Genomic DNA, 24,183 nt, shown 5'->3' on the forward strand with positions numbered 1-24,183 from the left:
ATCATTCTTATTGGCAATATTCAACAAAAATTTGTCCTTTTTCTGAAATCAGCACTCGACTTCAAACCAGAATTCTACGCCATTTTCATGATTTTGCACACCATATTCCTGCCCCATGCTCTCCATGATCGCCTTGACGATAGAAAGCCCGATTCCGGTGCCGCCATATTCTCTGGTACGCGCCTTATCCACCTTGTAAAACTTGTCCCAGATATGCTCCATGCTATCCTGCGGGATCGGGTCACCCGTATTAAATACGCTGACGCGCAGTACATGCTCTTTCTTTGTCAGTTTGATATCGATCTTCTTTTCATTTTTGGCATAATGAATGGCATTGCTGAGATAATTGCTGACGACCTGTTCCACCGAATATTCATCGGCATAGACAAAGATCTCCTGATCGTGTGCAAAAGACAGGCTGATGTCATTCTGCTGCAAGAGGATCTTCATGGACTGGATCATGCCTTCCAGCAAGGCAACGATGTCGAAATGATCGTACTCCATCTCGTTATTGCCGGTCTCGATCTGGTTGAGGGAGATCATGGACAAGACCATACGGTTCATTTTCTTGGCTTCATCAATAATAACATCACAGTAAAACTCACGGCTTTCCTCATCATCCGTAATGCCCTCTGCCAACCCTTCCGCATAGCCCTGGATCAAAGCGATCGGCGTTTTCAGTTCGTGTGAAACATTGGAGATAAACTCCTGCTGCCGTTTCTGATTTTCCTCTTTTAAGGCAATATCTGCCTGCAATTCATGGTTTGCCTGCTTTAATTCCACGATCGTCTCTTCCAGCGTTTCGGACAGTTCGTTCATGTGCTCACCTAAAACATCCACCTCGTTGCGCTTTTTCTGACTGTGATATTTGGCTTGAAAATCCAGACCGATCATGCGCTTGGAAAGGTCTGTTAAGGCAAGTATCGGCTTGGTGATCCTTCTCGTCAAAAAGAAAGTTGCTAAAATACTCAGCGTCAGTGCCAGAATACCGATCCAGATCAAAAAGCGGTTGGTCAGGTTGGTACTTTCACGGATACCCTCGATCGCAGAACGGAGCATGATGATATTGCCGTTGTCAAGTGTTCCCCAAAGCACAAGGTATTCTTCGCCCAGCCGGTGATCCATCTGCTGTTTGATGACATAGTTGTCACCACTTCTTTCTGCCCCCGAACTGCCCTGCATCTGTTTTCCAAACATGGCGTAATACAACTGGGAGTTCATGTCCTCCGTGTCATGTGCCGTCGTCAAAAGGACATTTGCCGCCGAATCTACAACGACAACGGAAATACTGTAATTAGCATGCGCCTTTTCCAATTCATCCAGAAATTCCTCGTCATCAAAACTGCCTGCGACTGCCGCCCGATTGACCAGATCAAAGGTCGAGATCATGGCTTCTTCCTTTTCGTGCTGATAAAAATAGCCCAAAAAGCAGAAATTGATGATGAGTGGTGCCACGATCGTCAGGGCAATGATCGTTATGTAAATGCCCGCCATCTGGCGGTTGATACTCTGTACTTTATTCTTCGACTTCAAACTTATACCCCATTCCCCAGATGGTCTTGATATAATTTCCCTTGTCGCCTAATTTGGCGCGCAGTTTCTTAACATGGGTATCGATGGTTCTGGCATCCCCAAAATAATCATAATTCCACACACCATTTAAGATCCGGTCTCTCGACAGGGCGATTCCCGCATTTTGCATAAAATAGGTCAGCAGTTCAAATTCCTTTACGCTTAGGATGATCTCCTGTCCGTCAATGGTAACGATATGTGCCTTGCGGTCAATGACAATACCACCTGCTTCCAAGAGGTCTTTGTTGCCGTCATCTGCATCCGATGTCCTGCGGATAATGGCATTGACATGTGCCACCAAGATCTTTGGACTGAAGGGCTTTGGAATATATTCATCCGCGCCATATTCATAACCGTTTAGAATGTCATTTTCCTCACTTTTTGCGGTCAGCATGACGATCGGGATCTGGGAGGTCTCTCTGACTTCCTTACATACCATAAATCCATCCACGCCCGGCATCATCACATCCAATATCATGAGGGAAAGATCTTTTTCCCGGTAAAAGATATCCAGTGCCTGCTCACCATCTGCGGCTTCCAATACCTCATATCCCTCACGCACCAGATAATCTGATACCAGTTTGCGCAACCTCGCCTCGTCATCTGCGATCAATATCTTCTTTCCAGCCATCTTACACTACACCCTTTCTGCTACTGTTTTCTCTCATGCTACACATATATTATGTCAAAATTGTGACCTTATCGTCTCCAAGTCCCTATTGGTTCAACTTCTGCTCTCTTTCGTTTAACTCCTGTTCCCTGGCATCCAGTTCTTCTTCCCATGACGCATACTTGTCTACGATCTTTTCTTCATAATTCAAGATCGTCGGATTCTGGCTGGTCGCATTGATGGCAAACATGCCAATGATAATAAGGAGCATGGTAATACATGCGATCAGAAGTAGTCGGGATAATTTCTTATATCGTTTCAAAGCCACCGTCATTTTTTCTGGCGTCAGATCTTCTATTTTCTCTTTTTGCTTTTTTTCCTTACGAGAAGCCTTTTCTACTTTTTCTTTTTTTGTCTGCCTGGTCGGGCGGGATGCACTCTTTCCCCCGGCTCTTTTTTCTTCTGCTCCTGGCTTAGGCGCCGGCTTTGCCCCTTCTTTCTTTTCTACAGGCCTTTTGGGTGCCGGTGCTTCTTCTTCCTTGATCAGTAACCGCTCGGTCTGTGGCTTTGGCGGAAGGCTTGGAACCGGCGGCAGATCTGCCGCATCAATTTCCGGAAGGGCAAGCAGTTGTTTTCTCATGTCTTCCAAAAATCCCAGCCCGAGTTTTGTATGAAAGAGATCTTTTTTTACCATCTGCTGATAGGCTGCTAATACTGCCTTGGGATCTTCGTTATCGATCTGCTTCATAATATAGGAGATCGCCTGGACTTCCTTTTGTGCCTCTCTTGCATCTTCTTCTGTTTCAAATGAAAAATCACCGATCACGTATGCCATACCATTTCTCCTTTTAGGTAAATCTCTTTTCCACCAGATCATAGGCGGACAAATAATCTTCGCTGTCTATCTTTCGCTCTACTTCCTGTAAAAGCCCCACAAAACCGCCGGACGCCTCCAGTGGCTGAAGTATCTTTAACATTTCCTGTCCATCCAGCCCGTATGCTGCATCTTCCAACTGCGTCAGAAGTTCTTTTTTCTCTGCTTCGGATAAGTTGACAGATGCACTTTCTTCGTTTTCCGCTCCCACATCTTTTCGAGGGGAAAGCGGCATATCAAAATATGCCTGTATGCTATGAATATCCCGGATAAAAAACTGCATCATTTTTTCGTGTTGTGACAGGATATAAAGGATGTCGCCTTCTTTTCCGGCGGCTTCCAAAGCCTTTGCCTCCTCTGACAGTTCCATAGCACCGATCGCCTTCATGGAACTCTTGATTCCATGTACCTCGATCCTGTAATTGTCCCAATCCTGCTTGGCAAAAAGTTCCTCTATCCGCACCCAGTTGTGTTTTCCCCGCAAAGCATAGTCTTTTAAGATCTTATGGTAGATCTCATCATTGCCGCAATAGAGCCGTCCAACGGATGCATCCAGCGTAGGCAGGACATCCTCTTTTTCAGGCAGAGGACTGACAATGGCATCTGCCAGTTCCAGACTGCTAAAAGGAACATAGAGAGCGATCTGATTCGTGCGTTCTTCTATCCTGTGTCCCTGCCGGCAAAAGACGATCAGACGCACATGCTCCGGCAGATGGGAAAAGTATGCCTGATGCACCTCATACTGCGCCATGGATAACATAAGACAGACTTCTCTTTTCTTTTGCAGTTCTGCCTGCAAATGCTGTATGGTGCCACAGAGAACAAAAGGCAGTCCCATTTGCTTGGCCAGATGCTCCTGGGTGATCAGATATGCCTGTCGCTCCCCCGCATCCATATTTTGTTGTCTTTCATAATAACCGATCAGTTGGCAGGGTTCTTTACAGGTGACAAGCGGACCTTCTTCTACAAGTAATTGAGGGAGAACCAATGTCTCGGTTCTCCCCATCATTTCATGCGGTGCCTGCCCCTGATCCCGAACAGGATGTGTCTGTATCAGTACTAACAGATTACCTGTCGGAAGGCTTCTTTCATAAGTCAGACGTATGACCAAAAGTCTGGTCTTGCCATAACTTAAGACCTCTTGTATCTTTTGTAAAATCTCCTGCTGCGTCGTTTGCAGATCCCCTGTCAGTCTTTTGGGCACATTGACATCACAGTCGATGACCATGCCCATAGGTTCTTTTTCATAGGTCTCGTGCAAAAACGCCATCAAATGATCGATCAGATCATTTTCTGCGTAGGATTCCATCTTAGTATTTTCCAAATCCATCATCTAAATGAATGTATGGTGTCTCAGCAGCATCTTCGTTAAAAGATCTTTCCGGCAACTCGTGAGGGCTGATATCTCCCAGATGATAGGTCGATAAAAGTTCCTGCATACGGTTTGCCTGGTTGGAAAGTTCAATGCTGGCTGCGGCACATTCCTCGCTGGTCGCAGAGTTGTTCTGTACGACCTGGGATACCTGATCGATCGCCTGATTGATCTGTGCGATCGCCGTTGCCTGATAATTGGATGCCTCGGAAATGCCAAGGATAATGCCTTCGCTCTCCTCTACGGCGCTTGTGATCTCTGCTAAAGCATTGGCTGTCTCGGATGCGATCTTGGAACCTGCATTGACTTTGTGGATGGAATCTTCGATCAGTTCTGCGGTCTCGGATGCTGCGGTAGCACTCTTTGCTGCAAGGTTTCTGACTTCTTCCGCAACAACGGCAAATCCCTTTCCCGCTTCTCCGGCTCTTGCTGCCTCTACTGCAGCATTTAAAGCAAGGATGTTGGTCTGGAATGCAATGTCATCAATCACCTTGATGATCTTTGAAATGCTCTCGGAAGAATCGTTGATATCACGCATAGCGTTCATCATCTCGCTCATCTGGTCATTGCCTCTATGTACGTTATCTAAAGCATGTTCTACCAACTCTGCTGCGTTGGATGCTTCTTGGGCGTTTTCCTTGGTCTTGCCGGCTACATCACTGATAGAGGCTGTGATCTCCTCGATCGCACTTGCCTGCTCGGTAGATCCCTGTGCCAATGCCTCAGATGCATTTGCCACCTCAGAAGAACTGGTCGATACCTGCATGGCTGCATCGGTAATATGAGACAGGGTTGTCTGGTTCTTCTCTACCATGTCCTTGAGCGCTGCGCCAAGTGCATCATTATCCGAAGATGGCTTGACATCGATCATCAGATTACCCTCTGCCACCTGACCTGCCACCTGTGACTCATAACGGATATTGTCTACGACCATCTGGAAAGAATCTACCAGTTCGCCGAACTCATCATTACGTTTTTTCTTTAATTCTACATCCACATTTCCCTTAGCAATCTCTCTTGCAGCCGCATTCAGGCTTGCCAATGAAGTGCGGATGCTTCTGGAAATCGTAATGCAGACCGTCGTGATCAATGCAATGCAGATCACCAATTCCACAAACAAAAACAGATTGTATGACTGTAAGTATTTCGGTGACATCATACCATGTTGTGCCTTAGCCACAGACTTATACGAAAAGATCTGCGTAATGATCAAAAGGATCTCCGGCACGATAAACGCAAAGATCAATAATGTGTGTACCTTGATTGCTTTTTTCTCTTTCATGTTACTCTTCTCCTTCTTCACTCTCATCTTCATTATTCAAATATCCTACCAGTGCGGCTTCTTCATCCCCAAGTAACTTGGCAGGATCTAACAACAACTTGACATCATTTCCAACTTTACCTATACCGGATACGAATCGGCTTTTGGCATTATCATTTTTGCCAATCGAAGGGGAAGGTAAAATGTTTTCTGCCGGTATCTCTACGACCTCGGCGATTTTTTCAACGATCAAACCTACGACCATCTGCTCATAACGGATCACGATGATACAGGTCCTGTCCGTATAAGGAATCGGTTCCTGATGAAAACGCAGGCGGACATCCACGACCGGTATGATCTTGCCGCGCAGATTGATCAATCCCTTGACATATTCCGGGCTTTCCGGAATCTCTGTTATCTCTTGAAAAACAATAATCTCATTGACATATTCGATCTTAAGTCCAAAATATTCACTCCCCGACTGGAAAGTCACATATTTGTCTTTTTGTGTGTCAAACTCACTCATCTTCTTTCGTCCTTTCCTAGTATTCCATCAGACCGGCGGCATCCAATATCAATGCGATGCTTCCATCTCCCAGTTGTGTGCATCCCGACAAACCTTTGACCTTTTTTATGTACTTCGGTATCGGTTTGACGACGATCTCCTGTTTGCCGACCAAACGGTCTACAAATAGACAGACTACATTTTTTTCTATTTCTACTAGAACCATCATACCATTTGCAATCTTGGTCTCATAGTCATGTAACTCATAAAAATCACCCAGACGGATGACCGGGTAGCAAGCCCCACGGATCATGACCGACTCCCTGCCATCCGGCTCATGGATAAGCATATCCTCCGTGACATGGACGAATTCCCTTACGGCTCCTGTCTCCATGACGAAAGAAGAATCCCCTACATCCATAACAATGCCATCAATAATGGCAAGTGTCAATGGGATCTTTAAATTCATTGTACTTCCCTGACCGGGTACGCTGTCGATCTCTAACGTACCTCCGATCTTTTGCAGGTTGGAAACAACGACATCCATACCTACGCCTCTGCCGGAGAACTCCGTCACTTTCTTGTTAGTCGAAAAGCCCGGCAGGGTAATGAACTGATATACCTCTTTATCTGTATAAGAGGACTCCGGTCTGCCCGGTTCCAAGAGTCCCTGCTGTCTGGCTTTTGCCATGATCTGCCCGCGGTCTAAGCCTTTTCCGTTATCCGCAACAGAGATCCATACCTTGCCGGATTCTGTCTTGGCGGAAAGTGTGACCTTGGCTTTTTCCTGCTTGCCGCTCGCCAATCGCTCCTCATTGGTCTCGATACCATGATCCATGGAATTGCGCACCAGATGCATGAGCGGGTCCGAAATATGTTCGATGATGTTCTTATCTACTTCTGTCGTATCGCCGATCATTTCAAAAGTTACATCCTTGCCAAGTTTCCGTGACATCTCAAAGACGATACGGTTCATCTTCTGGAAGGTATTGGTCAGCGGCACCATACGCATGCTCATGATCACATTTTGCAGATCGGTCGAGATCTTTTTCATCTGCCCGGCTGCCTTGTTGAAATTGTCTAAATTCAGTCCCGGCACTTTCAAATCCGGGTTTTGTAAGACGACCGACTGGGAAATGACCAGTTCACCGATCAGATCCATGAGTTGATCCATCTTGGCAATGTCGACACTGATAAAGGAAGCCTTATCCTTTTTCGCCGGACGCTCTTTTGCCAGGTTCTTGCCCTTGCCCGGTTCCTTGGAAGCAATGACGAAATCACCGGGTGCGATCTTCTTTTTCGGTGCAGTATCTGTCTGCCCCTCTTTGGCATCCGCCCGCTTTTCGATCTCCTCCACGGAGGAATCCAGATCGATCAGAATCTGTGCCTCCTCTGCCTCGAATCCTAGTTGAAATTCCTGTGCCGTACATTCATAGACCTCAACTTTAGTCAGATCATAGCCCGGCTGTACGATCTCGCGGATATCCTCCTCGGTCGCATCTGTTTTGATCAGGATATTAAATCCATCTTTAACAATCTCATCGGATGTCGCCTCGTTTGTCAGGATATCCTCCGGCGAGTATAAAATGTCCTTGGCGATCTTCTTTAAGGCAAATACCGTCTTGTAGGCATGCATACTTGCCATCTGGATCTCAGGATTATAAGTCAGATAGATACGGAAAAAGTGACTGTTGCCACCGGTTTCCGGCGCAATATAGAACTGCTTTGGTGTTTCTTCCTTTTGTACCGGTTTGGTATCCGCTTCTTTGGCTCCATTCTCCCCCTTGATCTTTTGCAAAAAAGCATCCAGACTTGCGACCAGTTCTGTCGCGTCGCCATCGGCATCACCGCCATCCGATAACTTGTCCATCTCCGCCATGATAAAATCAGAGACATCCAGCACATGTTCCACCAGTTCTACATGTGGTACTGTGGTCGGATGGGACTCACGGATAAAATAAAAGACATCTTCCAACTTATGAGATACTTTTGTGATCTCATCAAACATCATAATACCGGAAGATCCTTTGATCGTGTGCATGGTACGAAAGATCTCATTGATACTATCTTCGTCAAAGCCATCCGCATCTTTTTGTTCCATTACGATATTCTGCAGATTTTCCAGAAGCTGCTGGTTTTCAAATAGATAAACACTGAGCATATCGCCAGTATTAAAATCGTCTGCCATGAAAGACTCCTTTCTATATCAAGCCTAATTTCTTTAATGCCTGATCGAATTTTTCTTTGTTGATCGGCTTTCCGGAATACACACTGCATCCCAGATCAAATGCCATCTTTACATTTTCTTCATCGTTGAGCGCCGTTGTCATGATGACCTTGACCTGTTCTTCCTCCGGTATGCCGTGATCAGCCTCCAGATCACGGATGCTACGCAAGACCTGATAGCCGTCCATCACCGGCATCATGATATCCAGACATGCCAGATCGTATGGCTCTCCGTCCTCCAATGCCATGAGATAGGCATCCACTGCCTCCATCCCATCGACAGCCGCATCACATTCTCCATAAGATGACAAAAAATTCATCATAAACTTACGCGTTACAAAATCGTCTTCTGCCAGTAAAATCCTCATATTCCCTCTCCTTATCCCTTATTTGTTTAAAACATTATAAATTCTTTTTGCAATATCCGGTAATTTTTCCTGATATTCCACTGCCCCGATCTCATAAGCGACCTTGGGCATACCGTAGACGATACAGGTCGTCTCGTCCTGGCCGATCGTATGGGATCCGTTTTTGCGCATCTCCAAAAGCCCCTTGGCACCATCGCCTCCCATGCCGGTCAGGATCACCCCCATGGCATTTTCCTTGGCATGCTTAGCTACCGAAGAAAACAAAACATCTACCGACGGGCAGTGACCGTTTACCTTTGGTGCCTTTTTGAGTACTATTTTATACATATTGTCCTGTCTTATCAACTCCATATGTTGATCACCACCCGGTGCCAAAAGTACCAGCCCCGGTCTGACAATATCTCCACTCTTTGCCTCACGCACTTCCAATTCACACCGCTCGTTCAGGCGGCTGGCATACAGTTCCGTGAAGCCTGCCGGCATATGCTGTACCACAACGATTCCCGGCACATCTTTATGTAATCCCTGCAAGACATCGATGGTCGCCTCCGTGCCACCGGTCGATGCCCCGATAGCGATCAGGTCGCATTTTCCGGTCGGCTTTTGAATATGCAGGGCATTTACAACTTCCGCATGCGTCCGTCTGCGATGGATCTTTGCAATGGACGCGATCTTGATCTTGACCGGCAACTCCGTGCGGATAAATTCTTCGATTGCTCTTCGTTCTGTGGATGTCGGCTTTGCAACAAAGTCAACCGCTCCGGCGTTCATGGCATCAAAGACACGGTCACTCAGCGAACTTATCATAACAACCGGCATAGGATACTGGGGCATAAGTTTCTGTAAGAACTCTATGCCATCCATACGCGGCATTTCAATATCCAGGGTCATGACATCCGGCTGATATTTGAGGATCATGTCCCTCGCTTCAAAAGGATCCCTTGCCGCAGCCACGACTTCGATTCCTTCGTCTTTATTCAAATTTTGTACCAGGAGTTCCCGGAATACCAGGGAATCCTCCACAACTAACACTCTAATCTTTCTAAGCATCAAGCCACCTCCTATTTGCAAAAAATCGATGGCTGTATCATTTGAAATGGTGCTACCGAACGATCTATCGTTTCCGTCCTTCCTATAAATAAGTATCCACCCGGTTCCATACACTGATAGACCTTGCGGATCAGTTCCTGCTTTGTTTTGTTATCAAAATAGATCATCACATTGCGTAAAAAGACAATGTGAAATTTATGCTTGAATAAAAAGGGACTCATCAGGTTAAAACGCCTAAAAAGGATCTCCTTTTTGATCTCGTCCGTCACCTGATAATGCAAGCCATCCGGACATGCCTTAAAATAGCGCCGTTTCCATTGCGCCGGCATGGGTGCGATCGCATCTGCCGTATAGATCCCCCGCGTCGCCTGCTCCAGGATTTCAGCGGATACATCCGTTGCCAGGATCGTTGTATCCCAATTTGCATGATCCAGACCGAAATAATCCTTGATCAGCATAGCTAACATATAGGGTTCTTCTCCACTGGATGCCGCCGCACACCAGATTCCCAGATCTTTTGTCTTTGCCTCTTTTTTGGAAAGTTCCGGCAAGACCACGCGGGATAGATATTCCATGTGTTCAAACTCCCGCATAAAAAATGTATGATTGGTCGTAAGCATGCCAATCAGGCGCTTTTCCATATGACCGGTCGGATCTGTCTCCAAGGCATTCATAAAGGCATCATAGGAAGCGTAGCCATGTACGACCACATAGTTTTCCAGACGCCCGGTCATGATCTCTTTCTTTTTTGACATATCAATTCCATAATGTAACTTCACGTATCGGTAGATACGTTGGAATTCTGCTTCTGTCATCTTCATTGTACTATAGTCCTCATTCTCTTTTGTATTCTCCCCTATACCAACTGTCGTTTTATCATATAAAGCACATCGTAAAGTGCCGGATTAAACTTGACACCTGCTTCTTCTCCTAAAATCTCCACGGCTTTCTCCTTGGAAAAAGCACTACGGTATGACCTATCTTCTGTCAGCGCACAGTAGGCGGTAACGATATTTACGATCTGTGCCGACAAAGGGATCTCCTCTCCCGCAATCCCGGTAGGATAGCCGCTGCCATCCCAACTCTCATGGTGATACTTTACGATATCCCGCGACATCTGTATAAAATCATTTCCCTGCTCCTCGTCATCGATCCCCTGCAGGATACGCTCCCCGACTTCGGTATGACGCTGCATGATGCGGCTCTCCTCCGGTGTCAGGCGATCGGTCTTTTGTAAGATCTCTGTCGGGACTGCCACGTTTCCGATGTCACACACCGGGGCAGCCAGTTCTATGGTATCCACATATGCATCCGGGATCAGGTCTGCATATTCCTTGGTCAGTTGCAAGGTTTCTGCCAGGACACGGCAATTCTTACTGATGCGTTCCATATGCGCCACATCATAGGCAGCATTTTCTCTGGCAACCCGCAGCAGGGCGTAGAGAACATTTCTTTTTTCATTTTCCACACGCCGCAGTTGTTCGATCACAGATAACTGCAACTTGTGGTTCATATCCTGTAACTGGCGTGTCGTCTCATATAATTTAAGATGGATGTTAATTCTTGCTTTAACAATATCCGGTACAAAAGGTTTTGTGATGTAGTCTGCTCCCCCGCAGGCAAAGCCCTGTTTGATATCCTGTGGATTGTCCAGAGCGGACGTAAAGATAATCGGGATCTCTCTCGTCCTCACATTCTCCTTGATCTGCCGGCATACTTCAAAGCCATCCATTTCCGGCATGGCAATATCTAAGATAACAAGATCGATCTGCGTTCTTTCCAAAACCTTGATTGCCTGCATACCGCTTTCCGTCAGGACCGGGGTGTAGCCCGCCTGCCGGATGATATCACGCAAGGCAAAGCGATTTGCTTCTACATCATCTACCACCAGTATCTTAGGTGTCGTAATCTGATCCATAATCTCCTGCCTCCCTAGTTCTTCAAGATCTCTTTCAACGCCTGATAATAGGTGTTGACGGTATCGTAATTTTGTTTCTGGACTGCCATCTTAAGGCGGAGCACACCGCTTTTGACTTCCTGTGGTGCATCCATGGTCAATTCCCGCACCGTGGCTGCAAATTCTTCCGCCTTGACCCAATTATCCATTTCCACGGATAATATAAGTTTATTTAAATCTCGTTTTAATTCTTCTCTATTTTCCTGGGTGCCATATTTCCTTACATGATCCATACCGTTTTCCGCTGTAAACTCCGCAAGACTATGGATAGAGGAAACATACTTAGTCGTTGGATCCTGCAGGCTCCGGCTGGTCTGCAACTCACTCTGTGGTGTCTCGACCCAGATCTGAAAGGAGAACATGGAACCTTGTCCCTGCGTACTCTCCACATGGATCGAGCCATCCATCAGTTCTACTAACTGCTTACAGATATTCAGCCCTAATCCCGTACCGCCATAGCGTCTGGATATAGAAGCATCCACCTGGGAAAAACTTTGAAAAAGTTTGTCCTGATCTTCTTTGCTGATACCAATACCGGTATCGATGACCAGAAAGAAGAGTTCCATACGATTGTGGATCTGGGAAGTCTTGACGACCTCCACGGCAATACGTCCTACCGATGTAAACTTGCAGGCATTGGACAAGAGATTGTTTAGTACCTGCACAATACGGAGTTCATCTCCAATGATATGTTCCGGTATCTCCGGGGAGATACTCATGCTAAACTGCAAACCTTTTTCTGCGATCTTATTCTTATGGTTCGCCTTGACATATTCCATCATAGAGCGGAAATCAAACTCCCGCTGCTCTAATGTAAACTTGCCTGCTTCCAACTTGGAAAAATCCAGGATATTATTGATAATAGCATTCATATCAGCACAACCGCGTTCCACTAAAGATATGATCTGCAATTTTTTGGAATCTTCTTCGATCTCCCGTAAGGACATGATATTGCCCAAGATCCCATTGACCGGAGTCCGCAATTCATGTGTGATATTTGCCACAAATTCTGATTTGACTTTGGCTGCCGCCTTGGCTTCTTCTCCGACCTGGTCGACCTTACGCGTCAGATAGATCTCCTTTGTCCGGTCGTGTGCAATGCAGATATAATCTGCATTCCCAGTATCTAAAAGGCGCATCCACACCGGAAAACAGGTCCGGTTGTATCGATAGATATCCACCGGCAAACGATCAACCTCAGCCTTTTGTCTGGTCTCTGCCAGATCTTTTGCCTCAGTAAAAATGCCGGGAAATATATCAAAAATAGAAATGGAAGGATCACTCACAGGATATTCCAGTTGTTTCTGTGCTGTCTCATTCATATAAATGATCCTGCCTGTCTGATCACAGGCAAGGATCATATCACAGATCTGATCTATGGATTTTGCAATGATTTCCTTTTGTTCCATCTAACGTGTCCTCCATTTAGAAAAACCCACATTTTATTGTAAAGAAGTGTCTGCTAAAGTGCAAGAAAAAAGAATGTGCAAAAACACATTCTTTTCACAAAATTGACACTATTCGATATCCAGATCTGCGGTGATCTGGTAGTAATCACAGGCGTGCGAGGTATAATTGGATACATTGGATCTTGAGATCATGCTCATCTTGAGGAAGGAACAAAAGACAAAGGCATTGTCATCCAAAAGGATCTGTTGCATCTGCACTGCAAGGTCTGCACGTTTTGCCGTATCAAATTCCTGACTCAACTGCTCATCCAGTGCATCCAACTGCGCATTGGAATACTTGCCCTGGTTTTTCGCGGAATCGCTAAGTGCAAACACGCGGAACCAGTATTCCGGATCCCCGGTCGGTGCCTGCACATTTGCCATGGCATACACATCCCAGGCGGATGCATCCTGAACCACCTCATTGACATCCAGCGTATTGTTGATATCCACCTCGATACCGATCTCCTTCAGGCTTGCCTGTGCGGCTTCCGCCAAAAGTGGCAGTTCCTGGCGCGTCGGATACGTCAGCCATTTAACGACCAGTTTCTTACCATCTTTTTCCCGGATGCCATCGCCATCCGTATCGACCCAGCCGGCATCTTCCAAGACCTTCTTTGCCCCCTTGGGATCATAGGATTCGGTCGTTACCTTATCTCCGCCAAATGCAGTCTGATCCGGGAAAACACCATTTGCCACATAGCCGTTGCCTTCTAAAAGCGTATCTACAAAACTCTCTTTGTCAATTCCCATAGCGATCGCCTTTCTGACCGCAGGATCTGCACACACCGAATTTTCATCAAAATTCATCTTGGCAAAAAAACAGCGTGAAGTCGAGATCTGTGAAAACTGGTAATCATCTCCTTCAAATAAAGGATAAGACTCATATGCCATACCGTAAGCCGCCTGTACCTCATCTGCCTGTAAAGCCTTTGCCAGGGTATTGCCATCGGTAATGGATTTGATCGTGATCTCATCGATCTTTGGATCTCCATTCCAATAATTGTCATTCTTTACCAGTTTTAAATAATCATCCGTCTTTAGATCGACCGCAATGTAAGGTCCTGTTCCCGAAACAATGCCATTATCAAATCCTGCTTTAACATCTATAATACAAGCATAAGGATCTCCCAGGTAATTGAGAAGTGCCGGTTTAGGCTCGGATGTCTTGATCGTCAAGACCTGACCGTCTGCTTCCATAGAGGCGATCTTGGTATCTGCTGCCGCACGATCATGCACAGCAAGCAAGTGTTCCAGACACTCCTTGACTGCCTCCGCATCCATATCCCTTCCGCTGGAAAATTTTACATTGTCCTGTAAAGTGATCTTCCAGGTCAGTGGATCGACATTTTCCCATGCCTTTGCCAGCCATGGCTCAATCTCCATATCGTCGGAATACTTGACCAGAGTCTCCCCGATACCATAACGGATACAAGCCCAGCCCGCATAAGTATTATGCGGATTGATGTCTGCCTCCTCATTGGCACTGTTAAAACTGACATCCCCTATGACCAACGTCTTTTTCCCATCACTTGCCTCTTTTTGCGTCTTTCCACAACCACTTAAAGTCCCAAGTGCCAGACAGATGCCAATTAGCACTGCCATCATCTTTTTCTTTTGCATACTCCCTTATCCTTTCTTAACTCTATATATAATTTTTATTTTCCTACTATAAAACACTATCCATCAGCATTTTTGTATAAGCATGTTTTGGATGCCGGATGACCTGGTCTGTTGTACCCTCTTCCACGATCTTTCCTTTTTGCATCACGATCATGCGATCACAAAACGCCTGCACGAGCGCAAGGTCATGGCAGATAAAAAGATAAGACATATCTCTATCTTCCTGTAAACTATCCAGTAAGCCTATGATCTCTTTTTGCACGGTCATATCAAGTGCGGAGGTCGCCTCGTCCAAGATCAATAATTTAGGTTGGATCGCCAGTGCCCGCGCAATTGCTGCCCTCTGGCACTGCCCACCACTCACCTCATGCGGATACCGGGTCAAAAATTCTTTGCCTAGTCCACATTCCCCCAGTAAGCGTTCTGCTTCTTCCCATGCTTCTGCTTTTTTCATCCCCCGGTTGATCAGGCTTTCCGCGATACCGTCGCCCAGCCGTCGCCGGGAATCAAAAGAATCTACCGGCATCTGAAAGACCATCTGCATTTTCTGATAGATATTTCTTAAATTGTGTCCTTTTGCCCGCGTAATATTTTCTTCTTCCAGAAAGATCTGACCGCTTGTCGCCTCCGTCAGCCGTGTGATCATGCGGGCAAGTGTTGTCTTTCCACTGCCGCTTTCTCCAATCACTGCCATTTTTTCATGAAACCCTAGCGAAAACGACACATCATCTACTGCCCTGTATGTTTCTCCTCCATGCGTTGAGAAATCTTTTGTCAAATGTTCTACCCGCAACAATGTCCGCATATGCTATCTCCTAAACCTCGGCGCTGCCTCCAATAATTTTTCAGTATATTCCGATGTCGGCTGTGCCAGAATATCGTCTTTCTTACCATAATCCACTGTCTTTCCCTGATGTAAGACCAAAATCTCATCTGCCATGGCACGGATCACACCGATATTGTGGGATACCAGCAAAATAGATGTACCAAACTTTTCCCGGATCATCAGAAACTGCTCTACCACCTGCTTTTGCACCGATACATCCAGTGCAGAGGTCGGTTCATCTGCCAGCAAAACGCGCGGATGCAAAAGCATGGCAGCAACAATTCCTACGCGCTGTTGCATACCGCCGGATAATTCAAAAGGATAGGACTCTAGGATTCGATCTGGCTTGTCAAATCCAAATTTATTCAGAAGGTCTAAAGCCTCATCCATAAATTCTGCCTTGCTGATCCTTTTGTGCGCCCTGACGGCTTCCTGCATTTGCACGCCTAAGGTGCGAATCGGGCAAAAACTGCTTCCTGCCATCTGAAAGACCATGCCCAGTTCCCTTCCACGGATCTTTTGCATTTCTCTTTCACTGCATTGCCCCAGATCTTTCCCATCATACAAGATCTTTCCCCGGCAGAGTTGCCCTTCTTTTCCCAAAAGTCCCATACCTGCCTTTAAAAGTGTGGATTTTCCGGAACCGCTCTCCCCCACGATTCCCAAGATCTCACCGCTCGCCAAGTTAAAATCCACATCCTCTATGACCAGAGATTGCCCATATCGGATATTTATATGGTCATATCTTAATAATTCCGCCATCATGACCTCCCATTCTTTGGATCCAACCAATCACGCACTGCTTCACCAAACAGATTGAAGATAACAACCGAGATAAAAATAGCGATTCCCGGCGATAGCGTGACCCATGGCTGTGTCGTCAAAAGATTTCTGGTCTCGCTCATCATACTGCCCCATTCCGCGATCGGAGGCTTTGCACCCAAACCTAGAAAGGACAGCCCCGCCAGTTCCATCATCATGGTTCCGATATCCAGCACGGCAGTTACCAAGATCGGTCCCATAATATTGGGAAGAATGTGTCTTACGATCAGTTTCCAATCACTATCTCCCGCTAACCGGGCAGCCTTGATATAAGTTGCCTTTTTTTGTGTCAAGGTCTGGCTGCGCGCCAGACGTGCGTATTTTGGCCAGGAGATCGCAGCCAGTGCTATGATGGCATTTTGCAGACCTCCGCCTAAAACCGCTGCGACTGCAAGGGCAAAAACCAGTCCCGGAAAGGCCAGAAACATATCGGCAATACGCATAAGAAGGACATCGATCTTGTTTTCAAACCAACCACAGATCAAACCGATCATGCTCCCAAACACGCTAATAAAAGTTACCAAAAGTAACGTTGAGAAAATACTGGTCTTACTTCCTACAATGATGCGAGATAACATATCGCGTCCATACCGATCGGTTCCCAATGGGTGTACAAAAGAGGGTGCCGCTTTCGCATTACTTAAATCCTGTAGATAGGGATCCATCGGACATAACTTATCACTGAACAGAGAAAAAAGGATCAAAAGTCCTGCCAGGGATGCAAATACTACGAGACGGAATTTAACGATATTTCTTTGTTTCCTGCTTTTTTTCATTGCTTTGCCTTCTCCCCCAATCGTATTCTTGGATCCAGCACACGGTATAAAAGATCCGTAACAAGATTGACCAGCACATAAATGATCGCCATCCAAACCACATAAGCCAATATCATAGGATAATCTCTCATGTTAATAGAATCCACTGCCAACTTACCAACACCATCCCACATAAAAATGCTCTCAATAATCGCAGTTCCTCCTAAGAGACTGCCAATAGACAAGGCAAGTAGTGTCAGTATCGTAACCATGGCTGACTTCATGACATTTTTCCACAGGATGTCCCTGCTCCGCACGCCTCTTGCCTTAAGTCCTATGACATAATCTTTGTTCAATTCCTCCAGAACAGTCGCCCGCACCTGCCGCATATATTTTGCCGACATAGAAATAGCAAGTGTCAAGGTCGGCATAATCGCACTTTGGAACGACACATCGCTGGCAATCACCGGCAGCCAGCCCAACTTGATGCTGAGCAATTCCATCAGCAGGATAGCAACGAAGAAATTCGGCATGGCGTTGCCGATAAAACTGCTTATCCGAAGCAGATGATCCATCCACTTTCCCTGCTTTATGGCAGCCAGAATCCCCAGCGGGATAGAAATCAGTACCGTAAGCAATATGGATAAAACCGTCAATAATAAGGTGGCCGGTAGTTTTTCCATAAATGTGTCTAAAACATTTCTTCCGGTCACATAGGATATGCCCATATCGCCGGTGAGCATACCCTTCAGCCATGTAAAATACTGCGTCAAAAAAGGCTTATCCAAGCCTAACTCCGCTCTTTTGGCATCTATGATTTCCTGTGAAACTTCGACACCTCGATTCGTATATAATTGCGTGACCACATCTGATCCGGCAACATGCATCATTGCAAATGATAAAAAGGTAATACCTAATAAAATGGGAATCAGTTGTAACAAACGTCTGCAAACATATTTCACTGCTACTATCCTCTTTCTTGGCACTCATGTCCTTTTCGGACAATGCAAACACTGTTTAACATTATAACAAAAAAATTGGAATGCATGACGAGAATTGCCTCATTATGCATTCCATTTTGTTATAGCATATGTCATTTTTTACGGCAGATTTAATCGTTTTTCCATATAAGAAAGAAATTCCTGTGCCAGTGGTACAATGTCCTCGCCACTGCGTTTTACATAGCCAAAGGAAACACATTTTTCCCCATGATAGAGTATGCTTCCCTGAAACATAGAACGCTTCTCCAGATGATTACTGCTCACATTACAGAGATTTGTATTTTTGAGTAACATATTCATGACGTAATCACTATTGGTGATCACACCAATTTTGTCGGAAAACAAATCTTCTTCCTGACCTTTCACCATTTCCCAGTAATGATTCAGTGCAAATTCATCCTCATAGGCCTGTACCAACCGTTTATCTGCCATATACTCTTTGATGTCAGTGCCCTTTTCCGGAGCCGGATTTTGTCCATAATACAGAACAGCCTCGCTTTTTTTCAATTCATGGAATTCTAATTGTGCCCTTTGTAACTTGTAATCCAGATGTTCTCTCTGCGATTCCATAAAGAAAATGAAGCCAATATCATCCTCGCCACTAGACACACGCTCCAGAATATGATTCAGATTCGCTTCTATCAGTTGGTAGCGGACCTGTTTTTTGCCAAATTGTTGATAAAAAGAAGTAAAGGTTTCCGCAATCCACGAACTCGGGTTGCTGGACATATTTACCTCTTCCCTGTCATCTAACTGATAAATTTCTGCCAAATGTTTTTCCTGCTCTAGGATTTTTACTGCATATTCGTAGGCTCTTCTCCCCTTATGGGTAAGCGTTATTCCTCTATTTTCTCTGCGAAATACAGGAAATCCCAGTTTGCTTTCCAGACTCTTGATCACCTTGCTGACATTGGGCTGGGTCGTATAAAGCACCCTGGCGGCCTTGCTAAAAGATCTCACATCTGCACAGATCACAAAATATTGTAACTCCTTCACTTCCAGCATAGATAACATATCTCCTCTTTAAGTATTCAATTTTATTATAACGTCAAAAATCTATCCCGTCCAGTTATCTTCTATGCTTGACAGATTATCTACATAAAAGAAACCTCTACTTTTCAAAGTAGAGGCTTCTTTTTTACCAATTACTGATTTAATATTGCATTTCTAACAATCTTCTTAGGATCTTGGATCAATAAAATCACCAACCATATGATCAGACCAAATGCAACTACAGACAGCCCAAGGAACAAATCGTTGAGCATATCCATCGGATCCGGGGTAAAGTATGCTGCATGCAATTCTGCATATTCAAAGATAGCATCTACAAACCACATAATAGAAGCACCCCAGTACATTAAACTCAATGTTCCCAAACGCAATTCCTTACGGTTTTCTTTTTGATACCAAAGGATAGTAGAAACTATTGCCGCAAAAACAGTCACAAGTAATGTCATAATTCTATCCTCCTATCTTTTGTTGGTAAGTAAGACATCTGTATCACGTTTTTCCAAAATATTAGAAACTGCCACCATACCTATCCATACTACAGTAACTAATACCGCCATAAGTACACCTGTCGTACTCATCTCATGAAGCATTTCTGCCGCATCGGATGGATTGGAAGCCGCTGTCAAAAATGGAAAGAACGGAACTACCTCTCCATGCCATACATGTTCAAACGCTAATAAAGCCGCACCGCCCCATAACATCGTGTTTAACCATTTTAATTTTCTTGAAAATGTTACCTTACCCTGTTTCTGAAGTGTTTGTCCCTTATCTTCTTCTTTTTTTTCATGTGCCTCAACATTTTTTTCAACAATTGTCGTAACAATTGCCTCTGTTGTTGGAACTAAAAAACATGCCATCTCATTCTCCTCCTTTATGTGCATTTCATAATGCGTATAAATAAATTATAAACGATATGACAAATTTTTCAATTTCGTAGTCATTCCATTCTGTTATGTATCATAGGCAAAGCATACTGTTATTCCGTATCTTCTATAACATTTTGTTATTTATTCCATTTGAATCCAACGATTGCACCAATGATTCCGCCCACAATATGTGCCATATGAGAAATATTATCCTGCAGGGTAATTCCCTCATAAACCTGCTGTCCGATAAAGACTGCAGCAACCAGCAGAAAAGTAAGCGGAATGTCTCCGCTGCGGAATCCGGTAAAGGAGGTCATTACGATAAAAGCAAAGGCAATACCACTGGCTCCGCACAAACCAACACCAGGGAAAAAAATGTAATTGATAAGGGCTGTCACAAGTGCTGTAATCAGGAACACTTTTAAAATATTCTTAGATGAATATTTCTCCTCCAGCATCGGTCCCAGTAAAAGGATATAGGTCATATTTCCCAGAAAATGATCCCAGCCGGAATGTCCAAAGACATGGGTAAAAAATCTAACATAAGTCAATGGATCCTTGAAAGAAGAATGATAGGTTACAAATAGAAGTTGATTGCTCCGTCCGCCGGTGTGTTCATTTAGGAGTGTTACCAGAAAACAGATCAATACAAATCCTAAAATGACCGGTGAATTAAAAACAATGCGAATACCTCTCTTACTGTTTTTCATAGAATTTCTCTCCTTTTTTCACTATAATTTTCCTATTGCCATAACAAAAAGCCTTGAAACATTGCAACACAATATCTCAAGGCTTTACTAAGACAGGGGATCCAGGAATCGAACCCGGCTCTGGAGTTTTGGAGACTCTTATTCTACCGATGAACTAATCCCCTATATATCACAAAACCTATAATACTAGATTATAGGATGTAATGCAAATATAAATTTTTATAACACCTTCAAAATTTCATACAGATTCTTTGAATCAAACCTTCTTGGTTAAGCCTTCGATCTATTAGTAACAGTCAGCTACATGTATTACTACACTTCCACCTCTGTCCTATCTACCTTGTAGTCTTCAAGGGATCTTATCTCCTTATAGGAGGGGATATCTCATCTTGAGGGGGGCTTCACGCTTAGATGCCTTCAGCGTTTATCCCGTCCAGACTTGGCTACCCGGCTATGCCATTGGTTGACAGCCGGTACACCAGTGGTCCGTCCAACCCGGTCCTCTCGTACTAGGGTCAGCTCCTCTCAAATATCCTCCGCCCGCGCCGGATAGGGACCGAACTGTCTCACGACGTTCTGAACCCAGCTCGCGTACCGCTTTAATGGGCGAACAGCCCAACCCTTGGGACCTGCTACAGCCCCAGGATGCGATGAGCCGACATCGAGGTGCCAAACCACTCCGTCGATGTGAACTCTTGGGAGTGATAAGCCTGTTATCCCCAGGGTAGCTTTTATCCGTTGAGCGATGGCAATCCCACTTTATACCACCGGATCACTAAGTCCTACTTTCGTACCTGCTCCACCCGTCGGTGTCGCAGTCAAGCTCCCTTCTGCCTTTGCACTCTTTAAATGGTTTCCGACCATTCTGAGGGAACCTTTGAGCGCCTCCGATACCCTTTCGGAGGCGACCGCCCCAGTCAAACTCCCCGCCTGGCATTGTCCCATCACCGGATTACGGTGACTGGTTAGAAATCCAATACTACAAGGGTGGTATCCCAACAGCGACTCCCTAGAAACTGGCGTCCCTAGTTCATAGTCTCCCACCTATCCTGTACATGCAGTACCGAATCCCAGTACCAAACTGGAGTAAAGCTCCATGGGGTCTTTCCGTCCTGGCGCGGGTAACCAGCATCTTCACTGGTACTTCAATTTCACCGGATGCATTGTCGAGACAGTGCTCAAATCATTACGCCTTTCGTGCGGGTCGGAACTTACCCGACAAGGAATTTCGCTACCTTAGGACCGTTATAGTTACGGCCGCCGTTTACTGGGGCTTGAATTCAAAGCTTCGCCGAAGCTAACCTCTCCTCTTAACCTTCCAGCACCGGGCAGGCGTCAGCCCATATACATCACCTTACGGTTTCGCATAGACCTGTGTTTTTGCTAAACAGTTGCTTGAGCCTATTCTCTGCGGCCTGATTTCTCAGGCACCCCTTCTCCCGAAGTTACGGGGTCATTTTGCCGAATTCCTTAACAATGCTTCTTCCGTCGGCCTTAGGATTCTCTCCTCATCCACCTGTGTCGGTTTACGGTACGGGCACATGGCAAACAATAGCGGCTTTTCTCGGCACAGACTCTACTCGCTTCGTTACTTCTAGTTCACTCCACATCACGCTCTTGGATTATACGGCGGATTTGCCAACCGTACTCCTCCTTCGCTTGTACCGGTCTTTCCATTCCCGGCTCGAGCTTTGTCCATGCGTCCCCACAGTTCTGTTACCATGCGGTACAGGAATCTCAACCTGTTATCCATCGACTACGTCTTTCGACCTCGCCTTAGGCCCCGACTTACCCAGCGCAGATCAGCTTTACGCTGGAAACCTTAGATATTCGGCCGTAAGGATTCTCACCTTACTCTCGCTACTCATTCCGGCATTCTCTCTTCTTATCCCTCCACTGCTCCTTTCGGTACAGCTTCGTCGGTATTAAGAATGCTCCTCTACCACTTATACTTGTGTATAAATCCACAGCTTCGGTGTTGTGTTTTAGCCCCGGACATTTTCGGCGCAGGACCTCTCGACTAGTGAGCTGTTACGCACTCTTTGAATGTATGGCTGCTTCTGAGCCAACATCCTAGTTGTCTATGAAATCCCACATCCTTTTCCACTTAACACATACTTTGGGACCTTAACTGGTGGTCTGGGCTCTTTCCCTTTTGACTATCCAACTTATCTCGTATAGTCTGACTCCCATACATCATCTTTATGGCATTCGGAGTTTGATATTCTTTGGTAAGCTTTGACGCCCCCGCGGAAATTCAGTGCTCTACCTCCACAAGACTAATATGAGGCTAGCCCTAAAGCTATTTCGAGGAGAACCAGCTATCTCCGGGTTCGATTGGAATTTCTCCCCTATCCACACCTCATCCCCACCCTTTTCAACGGATGTGGGTTCGGTCCTCCAATGACGATTAGATCATCTTCAACCTGGACATGGATAGATCACCCGGTTTCGGGTCTACTCTCACTGACTATGCGCCCTATTCAGACTTGGTTTCCCTTCGGCTCCAGACCTGTAGTCCTTAACCTCGCCAGTAAGCGTAACTCGCCGGACCGTTCTACAAAAAGTACGCGGTTCATCATTTAAAGATGTTCCACAGCTTGTAAACACAGGGTTTCAGGTTCTCTTTCACTCCCCTCCCGGGGTTCTTTTCACCTTTCCTTCACAGTACTTTGCTCTATCGGTCACTAAGTAGTATTTAGGCTTACGGGGTGGTCCCCGCTCTTTCCATCAAGGTTTCTCGTGTCTCGATGTACTCTGGATCCTGCTCGGTCATCTCTCTTTTCGCTTACGGGGCTTTCACCCTCTATGGCTGGCTTTCCCAAAACCATTCTGCTAAAATCGATGAATCCTAAATGCAGTCCGAACCCCGAAACGCACGCGTCTCGGTTTGGCCTCTTTCGGTTTCGCTCGCCGCTACTCCCGAAATCGATGTTTCTTTCTCTTCCTCCGGGTACTTAGATGTTTCAGTTCCCCGGGTTCCCTTCCTAACGTTATGGATTGGCGTTAGGATAACTGAAGTCCTTTCAGCTAGGTTTCCCCATTCAGATATCCACGGATCACAAGTTATTTGCACTTCCCCGTGGCTTTTCGCAGCTTATCACGTCTTTCGTCGGCTCTTAGTGCCAAGGCATCCACCCTGCGCTCTTCTTTGCTTAACCTCGCGTTGCATAGCGTTGCAACATTTTGTTTTGCTTAAAAAAGCTTTTCTCAGTTTTTACTGAATTTTTGGTTTGTTAATTCTCGGATGTCTTGATATTGAGAGTTGATTTTATTCAACTTTCTTTCATCAAAATCTATCTGTATGAAATTTTCAAGGTGCTATT

Annotated in this window: 21 protein-coding genes, 1 tRNA gene and 1 rRNA gene; all 23 read right to left on the minus strand. The window is 45.5% G+C overall.

Translation table 11 applies throughout. The annotated features are described in order from the left end of the window. Positions 1-48: 48 nt before the first annotated feature. Positions 49-1,533 (minus strand): sensor histidine kinase, encoded by a 1,485-nt coding sequence (locus DW183_RS07355; RefSeq protein ID WP_243069531.1) that lies wholly within the window; start codon positions 1,531-1,533, stop codon positions 49-51. Then, a complete protein-coding gene (locus DW183_RS07360; protein ID WP_118281330.1) occupies positions 1,517-2,203 on the minus strand; it encodes a response regulator transcription factor in 687 nt (228 codons plus the stop codon). The genes DW183_RS07355 and DW183_RS07360 overlap by 17 nt, the downstream gene beginning before the upstream one ends. Positions 2,204-2,288: 85 nt before the next feature. Next, entirely contained in the window at positions 2,289-3,017 is a 729-nt protein-coding gene (locus DW183_RS07365; protein ID WP_118281331.1) for a hypothetical protein, read from the minus strand. Positions 3,018-3,030: 13 nt separating this feature from the next. Further along, complete coding sequence (locus DW183_RS07370) at positions 3,031-4,365, minus strand: Hpt domain-containing protein (RefSeq protein ID WP_118281332.1); 1,335 nt, start codon at positions 4,363-4,365, stop codon at positions 3,031-3,033. A 1-nt stretch (position 4,366) separates the two neighbouring features. After that, positions 4,367-5,710, minus strand: coding sequence for a methyl-accepting chemotaxis protein (locus DW183_RS07375; RefSeq protein ID WP_118281333.1), 1,344 nt, complete (start codon positions 5,708-5,710; stop codon positions 4,367-4,369). Between the two features lies 1 nt (position 5,711). Further along, positions 5,712-6,215: a chemotaxis protein CheW gene (locus DW183_RS07380; protein WP_118281334.1), complete on the minus strand. Its 504-nt coding sequence runs from the start codon at positions 6,213-6,215 to the stop codon at positions 5,712-5,714. Between the two features lie 16 nt (positions 6,216-6,231). Continuing rightward, the gene (locus DW183_RS07385) at positions 6,232-8,382 is read right to left on the minus strand and encodes a chemotaxis protein CheA (RefSeq protein WP_118281335.1); all 2,151 of its coding nucleotides are present in this window, start codon (positions 8,380-8,382) and stop codon (positions 6,232-6,234) included. A 13-nt stretch (positions 8,383-8,395) separates the two neighbouring features. Next, positions 8,396-8,788, minus strand: a complete 393-nt coding sequence (locus DW183_RS07390) for a response regulator (RefSeq protein WP_118281336.1) — start codon at positions 8,786-8,788, stop codon at positions 8,396-8,398. 18 nt (positions 8,789-8,806) lie between these two features. Beyond that, on the minus strand, positions 8,807-9,838 hold the full coding sequence (locus DW183_RS07395; RefSeq protein WP_118281337.1) for a protein-glutamate methylesterase/protein-glutamine glutaminase: 1,032 nt from the start codon (positions 9,836-9,838) through the stop codon (positions 8,807-8,809). An 11-nt stretch (positions 9,839-9,849) separates the two neighbouring features. Beyond that, positions 9,850-10,659, minus strand: a complete 810-nt coding sequence (locus tag DW183_RS07400) for a CheR family methyltransferase (protein ID WP_118281338.1) — start codon at positions 10,657-10,659, stop codon at positions 9,850-9,852. Positions 10,660-10,694: 35 nt separating this feature from the next. Further along, the gene (locus DW183_RS07405) at positions 10,695-11,756 is read right to left on the minus strand and encodes a response regulator (protein WP_243069532.1); all 1,062 of its coding nucleotides are present in this window, start codon (positions 11,754-11,756) and stop codon (positions 10,695-10,697) included. A gap of 14 nt (positions 11,757-11,770) precedes the next feature. Then, entirely contained in the window at positions 11,771-13,204 is a 1,434-nt protein-coding gene (locus DW183_RS07410; protein ID WP_118281339.1) for an ATP-binding protein, read from the minus strand. 108 nt (positions 13,205-13,312) lie between these two features. Then, positions 13,313-14,866, minus strand: coding sequence for an ABC transporter substrate-binding protein (locus DW183_RS07415; RefSeq protein WP_118281340.1), 1,554 nt, complete (start codon positions 14,864-14,866; stop codon positions 13,313-13,315). A 46-nt stretch (positions 14,867-14,912) separates the two neighbouring features. Then, the gene (locus DW183_RS07420; RefSeq protein WP_118281341.1) at positions 14,913-15,671 is read right to left on the minus strand and encodes an ABC transporter ATP-binding protein; all 759 of its coding nucleotides are present in this window, start codon (positions 15,669-15,671) and stop codon (positions 14,913-14,915) included. Positions 15,672-15,674: 3 nt separating this feature from the next. Continuing rightward, positions 15,675-16,454, minus strand: a complete 780-nt coding sequence (locus DW183_RS07425; protein WP_199642615.1) for an ABC transporter ATP-binding protein — start codon at positions 16,452-16,454, stop codon at positions 15,675-15,677. Further along, entirely contained in the window at positions 16,454-17,290 is an 837-nt protein-coding gene (gene nikC / locus DW183_RS07430) for a nickel transporter permease (RefSeq protein WP_118281343.1), read from the minus strand. Before nikC ends, DW183_RS07425 begins: the two co-directional genes overlap by 1 nt. Next, positions 17,287-18,231, minus strand: a complete 945-nt coding sequence (gene nikB / locus DW183_RS07435; RefSeq protein WP_243069533.1) for a nickel ABC transporter permease — start codon at positions 18,229-18,231, stop codon at positions 17,287-17,289. The genes nikC and nikB overlap by 4 nt, the downstream gene beginning before the upstream one ends. 138 nt (positions 18,232-18,369) lie before the next feature. After that, positions 18,370-19,275, minus strand: coding sequence for a LysR family transcriptional regulator (locus DW183_RS07440; RefSeq protein WP_158573036.1), 906 nt, complete (start codon positions 19,273-19,275; stop codon positions 18,370-18,372). 140 nt (positions 19,276-19,415) lie between these two features. After that, positions 19,416-19,727 (minus strand): hypothetical protein, encoded by a 312-nt coding sequence (locus DW183_RS07445; RefSeq protein ID WP_118281345.1) that lies wholly within the window; start codon positions 19,725-19,727, stop codon positions 19,416-19,418. A 12-nt stretch (positions 19,728-19,739) separates the two neighbouring features. After that, positions 19,740-20,138 carry a hypothetical protein gene (locus DW183_RS07450; protein WP_118281346.1) on the minus strand — a complete coding sequence of 133 codons (399 nt, stop codon included), beginning with the start codon at positions 20,136-20,138 and terminating at the stop codon, positions 19,740-19,742. Between the two features lie 146 nt (positions 20,139-20,284). After that, entirely contained in the window at positions 20,285-20,857 is a 573-nt protein-coding gene (locus DW183_RS07455; RefSeq protein WP_118281347.1) for a rhomboid family intramembrane serine protease, read from the minus strand. 93 nt (positions 20,858-20,950) lie between these two features. Continuing rightward, positions 20,951-21,021, minus strand: a tRNA-Trp gene (locus tag DW183_RS07460). Between the two features lie 102 nt (positions 21,022-21,123). Next, positions 21,124-24,018 (minus strand): 23S ribosomal RNA (locus tag DW183_RS07465). Positions 24,019-24,183 lie beyond the last annotated feature (165 nt).

Origin of the sequence: Roseburia sp. AM16-25 (assembly GCF_003473825.1) — a bacterium.
GTDB classification, from domain to species: Bacteria; Bacillota; Clostridia; order Lachnospirales; family Lachnospiraceae; genus Pararoseburia; species Pararoseburia lenta.

Excerpts from the sequence above, each read along its gene's own strand:
- DW183_RS07360 (WP_118281330.1), bottom strand. The coding sequence starts at position 2,203 with ATGGCTGGAAAGAAGATATTGATCGCAGATGACGAGGCGAGGTTGCGC.
- DW183_RS07365 (WP_118281331.1), bottom strand. The coding sequence starts at position 3,017 with ATGGCATACGTGATCGGTGATTTTTCATTTGAAACAGAAGAAGATGCA.
- DW183_RS07370 (WP_118281332.1), bottom strand. The coding sequence starts at position 4,365 with ATGGAATCCTACGCAGAAAATGATCTGATCGATCATTTGATGGCGTTT.
- DW183_RS07375 (WP_118281333.1), bottom strand. The coding sequence starts at position 5,710 with ATGAAAGAGAAAAAAGCAATCAAGGTACACACATTATTGATCTTTGCG.
- DW183_RS07380 (WP_118281334.1), bottom strand. The coding sequence starts at position 6,215 with ATGAGTGAGTTTGACACACAAAAAGACAAATATGTGACTTTCCAGTCG.
- DW183_RS07385 (WP_118281335.1), bottom strand. The coding sequence starts at position 8,382 with ATGGCAGACGATTTTAATACTGGCGATATGCTCAGTGTTTATCTATTT.
- DW183_RS07390 (WP_118281336.1), bottom strand. The coding sequence starts at position 8,788 with ATGAGGATTTTACTGGCAGAAGACGATTTTGTAACGCGTAAGTTTATG.
- DW183_RS07395 (WP_118281337.1), bottom strand. The coding sequence starts at position 9,838 with ATGCTTAGAAAGATTAGAGTGTTAGTTGTGGAGGATTCCCTGGTATTC.
- DW183_RS07400 (WP_118281338.1), bottom strand. The coding sequence starts at position 10,659 with ATGAAGATGACAGAAGCAGAATTCCAACGTATCTACCGATACGTGAAG.
- DW183_RS07405 (WP_243069532.1), bottom strand. The coding sequence starts at position 11,756 with ATGGATCAGATTACGACACCTAAGATACTGGTGGTAGATGATGTAGAA.
- DW183_RS07410 (WP_118281339.1), bottom strand. The coding sequence starts at position 13,204 with ATGGAACAAAAGGAAATCATTGCAAAATCCATAGATCAGATCTGTGAT.
- DW183_RS07415 (WP_118281340.1), bottom strand. The coding sequence starts at position 14,866 with ATGCAAAAGAAAAAGATGATGGCAGTGCTAATTGGCATCTGTCTGGCA.
- DW183_RS07420 (WP_118281341.1), bottom strand. The coding sequence starts at position 15,671 with ATGCGGACATTGTTGCGGGTAGAACATTTGACAAAAGATTTCTCAACG.
- DW183_RS07425 (WP_199642615.1), bottom strand. The coding sequence starts at position 16,454 with ATGGCGGAATTATTAAGATATGACCATATAAATATCCGATATGGGCAA.
- nikC (WP_118281343.1), bottom strand. The coding sequence starts at position 17,290 with ATGAAAAAAAGCAGGAAACAAAGAAATATCGTTAAATTCCGTCTCGTA.
- DW183_RS07440 (WP_158573036.1), bottom strand. The coding sequence starts at position 19,275 with ATGCTGGAAGTGAAGGAGTTACAATATTTTGTGATCTGTGCAGATGTG.
- DW183_RS07445 (WP_118281345.1), bottom strand. The coding sequence starts at position 19,727 with ATGACATTACTTGTGACTGTTTTTGCGGCAATAGTTTCTACTATCCTT.
- DW183_RS07450 (WP_118281346.1), bottom strand. The coding sequence starts at position 20,138 with ATGGCATGTTTTTTAGTTCCAACAACAGAGGCAATTGTTACGACAATT.
- DW183_RS07455 (WP_118281347.1), bottom strand. The coding sequence starts at position 20,857 with ATGAAAAACAGTAAGAGAGGTATTCGCATTGTTTTTAATTCACCGGTC.